The following is a 416-nucleotide window of genomic DNA, read 5'->3' as shown; positions in this document are numbered from 1 at the left end:
TGATGCCGGTATTGCCGATGTGCGGATAGGTCAGCGTGACGATCTGGCCGCTATAGCTGGGATCGGTGAGAATTTCCTGGTACCCGGTCATCGCGGTGTTGAACACCACTTCGGCGACGGTATGGCCAGGCGCACCGATCGACACGCCTCGAAAAATGGTACCGTCCGCCAGAGCCAGAATTGCAGGAGGGAAGCGGTTGATCCCCTCGGGAAAGAGTTGCGGCAGCACAGTAAACCCCGGTTTTAGAATCGATAATCAAACCTTGGAATTATACCTTGAGCGGGCGTTTTTCCCGGGGAACCGCGCCAAATAAGGCTGAGATCGGAGATTTCAGCCGCCGCGGCGGGCCGGCCGTGCCCCTCCTTTGCCATACCAACGGTGACAGCGCCGTCGGCGGCTCGGTGATACGCTAAAG

Annotated in this window: 1 protein-coding gene; it reads right to left on the bottom strand. The window is 58.7% G+C overall.

Annotated elements, in window-relative coordinates:
• Positions 1–229: carbamoyl-phosphate synthase domain-containing protein (locus tag SB751_RS28325; RefSeq protein WP_410748829.1), on the bottom strand; the 229-nt coding region annotated here is incomplete at its 3' end.
• Positions 230–416 lie beyond the last annotated feature (187 nt).

Origin of the sequence: Cupriavidus sp. SIMBA_020, assembly GCF_046535395.1 — a bacterium.
Classification (GTDB): Bacteria; Pseudomonadota; Gammaproteobacteria; order Burkholderiales; family Burkholderiaceae; genus Cupriavidus; species Cupriavidus campinensis.
Note: the sequence above shows the minus strand (reverse complement) of the source record. Positions and strands in the feature narration are given on the sequence as shown.